The organism is Pseudomonas sp. K5002, assembly GCF_013386655.1.
Lineage (GTDB): Bacteria > Pseudomonadota > Gammaproteobacteria > Pseudomonadales > Pseudomonadaceae > Aquipseudomonas.
The window spans coordinates 1-6,144 of sequence record NZ_JACARK010000792.1 but is presented as its reverse complement, the minus strand read 5'-3'; the positions used below and the strand labels follow the sequence as shown (position 1 = coordinate 6,144).

At 61.6% G+C, this 6,144-nt stretch carries 6 protein-coding genes and 1 pseudogene; 2 read left to right on the top strand and 5 right to left on the bottom strand.

Going from position 1 to position 6,144, the window contains the following annotated elements:
- Both glyS and glyQ read right to left on the bottom strand, forming a co-directional pair.
- A partial coding sequence (glyS, locus tag HX846_RS28680) for a glycine--tRNA ligase subunit beta (protein WP_178966602.1) occupies nucleotides 1–1,275 on the bottom strand: 1,275 nt, incomplete at its 3' end.
- Complete coding sequence (gene glyQ / locus HX846_RS28675) at nucleotides 1,272–2,225, bottom strand: glycine--tRNA ligase subunit alpha (RefSeq protein WP_003213601.1); 954 nt, start codon at nucleotides 2,223–2,225, stop codon at nucleotides 1,272–1,274. The genes glyQ and glyS, both read right to left, overlap by 4 nt.
- Nucleotides 2,226–2,306: 81 nt before the next feature.
- Here glyQ and HX846_RS28670 point away from each other — a divergent pair, with 81 nt between their 5' ends.
- Both HX846_RS28670 and HX846_RS28665 read left to right on the top strand, forming a co-directional pair.
- Nucleotides 2,307–2,864 (top strand): DNA-3-methyladenine glycosylase I, encoded by a 558-nt coding sequence (locus HX846_RS28670; RefSeq protein WP_087694571.1) that lies wholly within the window; start codon nucleotides 2,307–2,309, stop codon nucleotides 2,862–2,864.
- A gap of 40 nt (nucleotides 2,865–2,904) precedes the next feature.
- Nucleotides 2,905–3,792: a lysophospholipid acyltransferase gene (locus HX846_RS28665; protein WP_003213605.1), complete on the top strand. Its 888-nt coding sequence runs from the start codon at nucleotides 2,905–2,907 to the stop codon at nucleotides 3,790–3,792.
- Between the two features lie 134 nt (nucleotides 3,793–3,926).
- Here the strand turns inward: HX846_RS28665 and HX846_RS28660 are convergent, their stop codons facing one another.
- The 3 genes and pseudogenes from HX846_RS28660 to HX846_RS28650 form a co-directional block, all read right to left on the bottom strand.
- A complete protein-coding gene (locus HX846_RS28660; protein ID WP_003213608.1) occupies nucleotides 3,927–4,238 on the bottom strand; it encodes a lipopolysaccharide assembly protein LapB in 312 nt (103 codons plus the stop codon).
- An 18-nt stretch (nucleotides 4,239–4,256) separates the two neighbouring features.
- Nucleotides 4,257–5,630, bottom strand: a complete 1,374-nt coding sequence (trkA, locus tag HX846_RS28655; RefSeq protein WP_003213611.1) for a Trk system potassium transporter TrkA — start codon at nucleotides 5,628–5,630, stop codon at nucleotides 4,257–4,259.
- A gap of 22 nt (nucleotides 5,631–5,652) precedes the next feature.
- Nucleotides 5,653–6,144: pseudogene (locus tag HX846_RS28650) on the bottom strand (16S rRNA (cytosine(967)-C(5))-methyltransferase); the annotation flags it as partial.

Here is a 6,144-nt window from a genome sequence, read left to right as displayed (position 1 = left end):
CAGCGCGAGGGCGACGTCTTGCGGCTCGCCATCATTCAGGGCGTAGTAGTAACCGGCAACACCTTGCATCTCCGGGAACTCGCCGACCATCTCGGTGGCCAGGTCGCACTTGGACAGCAGGCCGGCACGCGCAGCCCAGGCAGCATCGCCACCAATGCGTGGCGCGATGTAGGCCGCCAGCTTGGAAACCCGTACGGCCTTGTCGTATACGCTGCCGAGTTTTTCCTGGAACACCACGTTCTGCAGGCGCAGGTTGAAGTCTTCGAGCTTCTGCTTCTTGTCTTGCTTGAAGAAGAACTCGGCGTCAGTCAGGCGCGGGCGAACGACTTTTTCGTTACCGGCGATGATCTGCTGCGGGTCCTTGCTTTCGATGTTGGCCACGGTGATGAAGCGCGGCAGCAGCTTGCCGTCGACGTCCAGCAGGCAGAAATACTTCTGGTTGTCCTGCATGGTGGTGATCAGCGCTTCCTGCGGCACGTCGAGGAAACGCTCCTCGAACGAGCACACCAGCGGCACTGGCCATTCAACCAAAGCGGTCACTTCGTCCAGCAGGCTTGGCGGCACGATGGCGGTGCCTTCCTGCAGGCGGGCCAGCTCTTCGGTACGCTTGCTGATCAGCTCGCGGCGCTCATTGGCATCCGCCAGCACATAGGCTGCACGCAGGTCATTGAGGTAGTTGGCGGGCGCGGTGATGCGCACGGCTTCAGGATGGTGGAAGCGGTGGCCACGTGAATCACGGCCGGCCTTCTGGGCGAGGATGGTGCAGTCGATGACCTGGTCACCGAGCAGCATCACCAGCCATTGGGTCGGGCGCACGAACTCTTCCTTGCGGGCACCCCAGCGCATGCGCTTGGGAATCGGCAGGTCGTTCAGCGAGTCTTCAACGATGGTCGGCAACAGGCTGGCGGTCGGCTTGCCGGTGATGACCTGGCTGAAACGCAGCTTCGGGCCACTCTGGTCGATTTCGCTCAGCTCGACGCCACACTTCTTGGCAAAACCAAGGGCGGCTTGAGTCGGGTTGCCTTCAGCATCGAAGGCGGCCTGGCGTGGCGGGCCGTCGAGGTTGATGCTGCGGTCCGGCTGCTGGGTTTCCAGTGCGGTGAGCAACACAGCCAGTCGGCGCGGCGCGGCGTAGACCTTTTTTGCGGCGAACTTCAGGCCAGCGGTTTGCAGGCCTTTTTCGATACCGGCCAGGAATGCGTCGGCCAGGGTATTCAGGGCCTTGGGTGGCAGCTCTTCGGTGCCCAGTTCAACCAGGAAATCTTGAGCACTCATTGTGCAGCCTCCAGCTTAGCCAACACTTCATCACGCAGGTCCGGGGTGGCCATCGGGAAGCCCAGCTTGGCGCGAGCCAACAGGTAGGCTTGGGCGACGGAACGCGCCAGGGTGCGTACACGCAGGATGTATTGCTGGCGCGCAGTTACCGAGATGGCACGACGGGCGTCCAGCAGGTTGAAGGTGTGGGATGCCTTCAGAACCATTTCATAGCTTGGCAACGGCAGCGGCTGATCCAGTTCGATCAGGCGCTTGGCTTCGCTTTCATAGAAGTCGAACAGTTCGAACAGCTTCTCGACGTTCGCGTGTTCGAAGTTGTAGGTCGACTGCTCCACTTCGTTCTGGTGGAACACGTCGCCGTAGGTCACCTTGCCGAACGGGCCGTCAGCCCACACCAGGTCGTAGACCGAGTCCACGCCTTGCAGGTACATGGCCAGGCGCTCGAGACCGTAGGTGATCTCGCCGGTCACCGGGTAGCACTCGATGCCGCCGGCTTGCTGGAAGTAAGTGAACTGCGTCACTTCCATGCCGTTGAGCCAGACTTCCCAGCCCAGGCCCCAGGCGCCCAGGGTTGGCGATTCCCAGTTGTCTTCGACGAAACGGATGTCGTGGACCAGCGGGTCCAGGCCGACATGTTTCAACGAGCCCAGGTACAGCTCCTGGAAGTTGTCCGGGTTTGGCTTCAGAACCACCTGGAACTGGTAGTAGTGCTGCAGGCGGTTCGGGTTTTCGCCGTAGCGGCCGTCAGTCGGGCGACGACTGGGCTGCACATAAGCGGCGTTCCAGGTTTCCGGGCCGATGGCCCGCAGGAAGGTAGCGGTGTGGAAAGTGCCGGCGCCTACTTCCATATCGTAGGGCTGAAGTACCACACAACCTTGCTCGGCCCAGTATTGCTGGAGGGCGAGGATCAAGTCTTGGAAGGTACGCACGGCTGGCGTAGGCTGGCTCACGAAATTCACCTGTTACTTGGGCTGCGATTTAAAGAGCGGGAGTATACCCGATTCGGCCGCGCCACCATCCCCTGGAGCCTTATGCCACGCTGCTTTTGGTGTTCTGAAGATCCGCTGTACATGGCTTATCACGATCAGGAGTGGGGAACGCCGCTGCGCGATGCGCAGGGACTGTTCGAGTTGCTTTTGCTCGAAGGGTTCCAGGCGGGCCTGTCCTGGATCACCGTTTTACGCAAACGCGAGCATTATCGAAAGGTCTTGTTCGGCTTTGATGCGCAGCGTCTGGCCCAACTGAGCGATGCCGAGATCGAAGCGCTGATGCTCGATCCGGGCATCGTGCGTAACCGCCTGAAACTCAATGCCACCCGGCGCAATGCCGCCGCCTGGCTGGCGCTGCAGGACCCCGTGGAGTTTCTGTGGTCGTTTGTGGGCGGCGTGCCCAAGGTCAATCATTTCAAGGACCGCAGCCAGGTCCCGGCCATTACGCCGGAGGCTGAGGCCATGAGCAAAGCCTTGAAAAAAGCCGGCTTCACCTTCGTCGGGCCGACCATCTGCTACGCGTTCATGCAGGCCTCGGGCATGGTCATGGACCACACTCAGGACTGCGACCGTTACGCGGACCTCGCCAACGCCGGTTAGAATGGCGGCTTTGCGCACCACACACGATCAGGAGTGACCTGTGGAAAAGTTTAAAGGCGCCTTGCTGGTAGGCGCTCTTCGGTTGTTTGCCCTGCTGCCCTGGCGCGCGGTGCAAGCGGTCGGTTCGGCAATTGGCTGGATCATGTGGAAAACCCCCAACCGTTCCCGTGAGACGGTGCGGATCAACCTGTCCAAATGCTTCCCGGACATGGATCCGGCCGAGCGCGAGCGTCTCGTTGGACGCAGCCTGATGGACATCGGCAAGTCCCTGACCGAAAGCGCCTGCGCCTGGATCTGGCCGGCCCAGCGTTCCATCGACCTGGTGCGCGAGGTCGAAGGCCTGGAAGTGCTGCACGAAGCCCTGGCCTCGGGCAAAGGCGTGGTCGGCATCACCAGCCACCTGGGCAACTGGGAAGTGTTGAACCACTTCTATTGCAGCCAGTGCAAACCGATCATTTTCTACCGCCCGCCGAAGCTCAAGGCGGTGGATGACTTGCTGCGCAAACAGCGGGTGCAACTGGGTAACCGCGTGGCGGCGTCCACCAAGGAAGGCATCCTCAGTGTCATCAAGGAAGTGCGCAAAGGCGGCCAGGTGGGCATTCCTGCGGATCCGGAGCCGGCGGAATCGGCCGGGATCTTCGTGCCGTTCTTCGCCACCCAGGCGCTGACCAGCAAGTTCGTGCCGAACATGCTGGCGGGGCACAAGGCGGTCGGGGTGTTCCTGCATGCCCTGCGGCTGCCGGATGGTTCGGGCTACAAAGTGATCCTGGAAGCGGCGCCGGAAGACATGTACAGCACCGACACCGCCACTTCGTGTGCGGCGATGAGCAAGGTGGTGGAGCGCTATGTGGGGGCTTACCCGAGCCAGTACATGTGGAGCATGAAGCGCTTCAAGAAACGCCCGCCGGGTGAGGCGCGGTGGTATTGATGTACGGCTGACTCAAGGTTGGCACAAAACAAAATGTGGGAGCGGGCTTGCTCGCGAAGGCGGTGTATCAGACACAAATTCGGTGACTGACACGACGCCTTCGCGAGCAAGCCCGCTCCCACATTGGGTTCTGCTTAAGCTTGGCGGTCGAGTTTCTTCAGGAATACGGTCATTTCCTTTTCGGCCTGCTTGTCGCCATGTGCCAGGGCCGCTTCAATACCCTTCTCCCAAGCTAACCGCGCTGCAGCGTTATCACCCTGCCCCAGCTGCGCCTTGCCCAACAGCTTCCACGCCGCCGAATACTTCGGATCGAACTCGACGCATTTCTGCAAATGCTCGGCCGCCTTGGCGTTGTCCTTCAGATCAAGATAACCCTTGCCCAAACCAAACCGCAGCAGTGAGTTATCCACGCCCTTGGCGAGCATTTTTTCCAGGGATTCGAGCATGTCGGTCACTCCGTTTGATCAGAAAAAGCTCAGGCCCACGTGGAACAGCTTCTCCACATCGCGGATATGTTTTTTATCCACAAGGAACAGAATCACGTGGTCGCCCGTGGCGATCACCGTGTCGTCGTGGGCGATGATCACTTCTTCATCGCGAATGATTGCGCCGATGGTGGTGCCCGGCGGCAGGCCGATATCGCGGATCGCCTTGCCAATCACCTTGCTCGACTTCGAATCACCGTGGGCAATCGCCTCGATGGCTTCCGCCGCACCCCGGCGCAACGAGTGCACACTGACGATATCGCCGCGGCGCACGTGGGCCAGCAAGGTGCCGATGGTCGCCAGTTGCGGGCTGATGGCGATGTCGATATCGCCGCCCTGGATCAGGTCGACGTAGGCCGGGTTGTTGATGATGGTCATCACCTTCTTCGCCCCCAGCCGCTTGGCCAGCAACGACGACATGATGTTGGCTTCGTCATCGTTGGTCAGGGCCAGGAAGATGTCGGCGTCGGCGATGTTTTCTTCCAGCAGCAGATCACGATCCGAGGCGCTGCCCTGCAGGACCACGGTGCTGTCGAGGGTGTCGGACAAATACCGGCAGCGTGCCGGATTCATCTCGATGATCTTCACCTGGTAGCGGCTTTCGATGGCCTCGGCCAAGCGCTCACCGATCTGCCCGCCGCCGGCGATGACGATGCGTTTATAGGTCTCATCCAGACGGCGCATTTCGCTCATCACCGCGCGAATGTTCGCTTTGGCGGCGATGAAAAACACCTCGTCGTCAGCCTCGATCACCGTATCGCCCTGGGGCAGGATCGGCCGGTCGCGACGGAAGATCGCCGCCACCCGCGTCTCGACGTTGGGCATGTGCTCGCGCAGCTGGCGCAGTTGCTGGCCCACCAACGGCCCGCCGTAGTAGGCCTTGACCGCCACCAGCTGTGCCTTGCCTTCGGCGAAGTCGATCACCTGCAAGGCGCCCGGGTGTTCGATCAGGCGCTTGATGTAATGGGTCACCACCTGTTCCGGGCTTATCAGCACATCGACCGGGATCGCGTCGTTGTCGAACAGTCCGGCGCGGGTCAGGTAGGCCGCCTCACGCACTCGGGCGATCTTGGTCGGAGTGTGAAACAGGGTGTGGGCGACCTGGCAGGCAACCATGTTCGTCTCGTCACTGTTGGTGACCGCCACCAGCATGTCGGCATCGTCGGCACCGGCCTGGCGCAGCACTGTAGGAAACGAGGCGCGGCCTTGTACGGTACGGATGTCCAAACGGTCGCCCAAATCCCGCAGGCGCTCCGCGTCGGTGTCGACCACAGTGATATCGTTGGCTTCGCTGGCCAAATGCTCGGCCAGCGTACCGCCAACCTGCCCTGCGCCGAGGATGATGATTTTCATCCGGTCACTCCCTTAAAACCATTCAGCCGCGAGCGGCGGCAATCTTGATCAGCTTGGCGTAATAGAACCCGTCGTGGCCGCCTTCCTGGGCCAGCAACTGGCGGCCATGAGGCTGCTTGATCCCGGCCTGGATGTCGAGGTCCAGTTCCCGTGCGCCGCTGGTGCGAGCAAGGAAGGCTTCGATGACGTCAGTGTTTTCGGTAGGCAGCGTCGAGCAGGTGGCGTACAGCAGGATGCCGCCGACTTCGAGGGTCGGCCACAACGCGTCCAGCAACTCGCCTTGCAGCACGGCCAGGGCGGCGATGTCGTCGGGTTGGCGGGTCAGCTTTATGTCCGGGTGGCGGCGGATCACGCCGGTGGCGGAGCACGGTGCGTCCAGCAGGATGCGCTGGAACGGCTTGCCGTCCCACCAGGTGGCGGTGTTGCGGCCGTCGGCGGCGATCAGCTCGGCGCTGAGGCCCAGACGGGCGAGGTTTTCCCGCACACGCACCAGGCGCTTGGCTTCCAGGTCGAC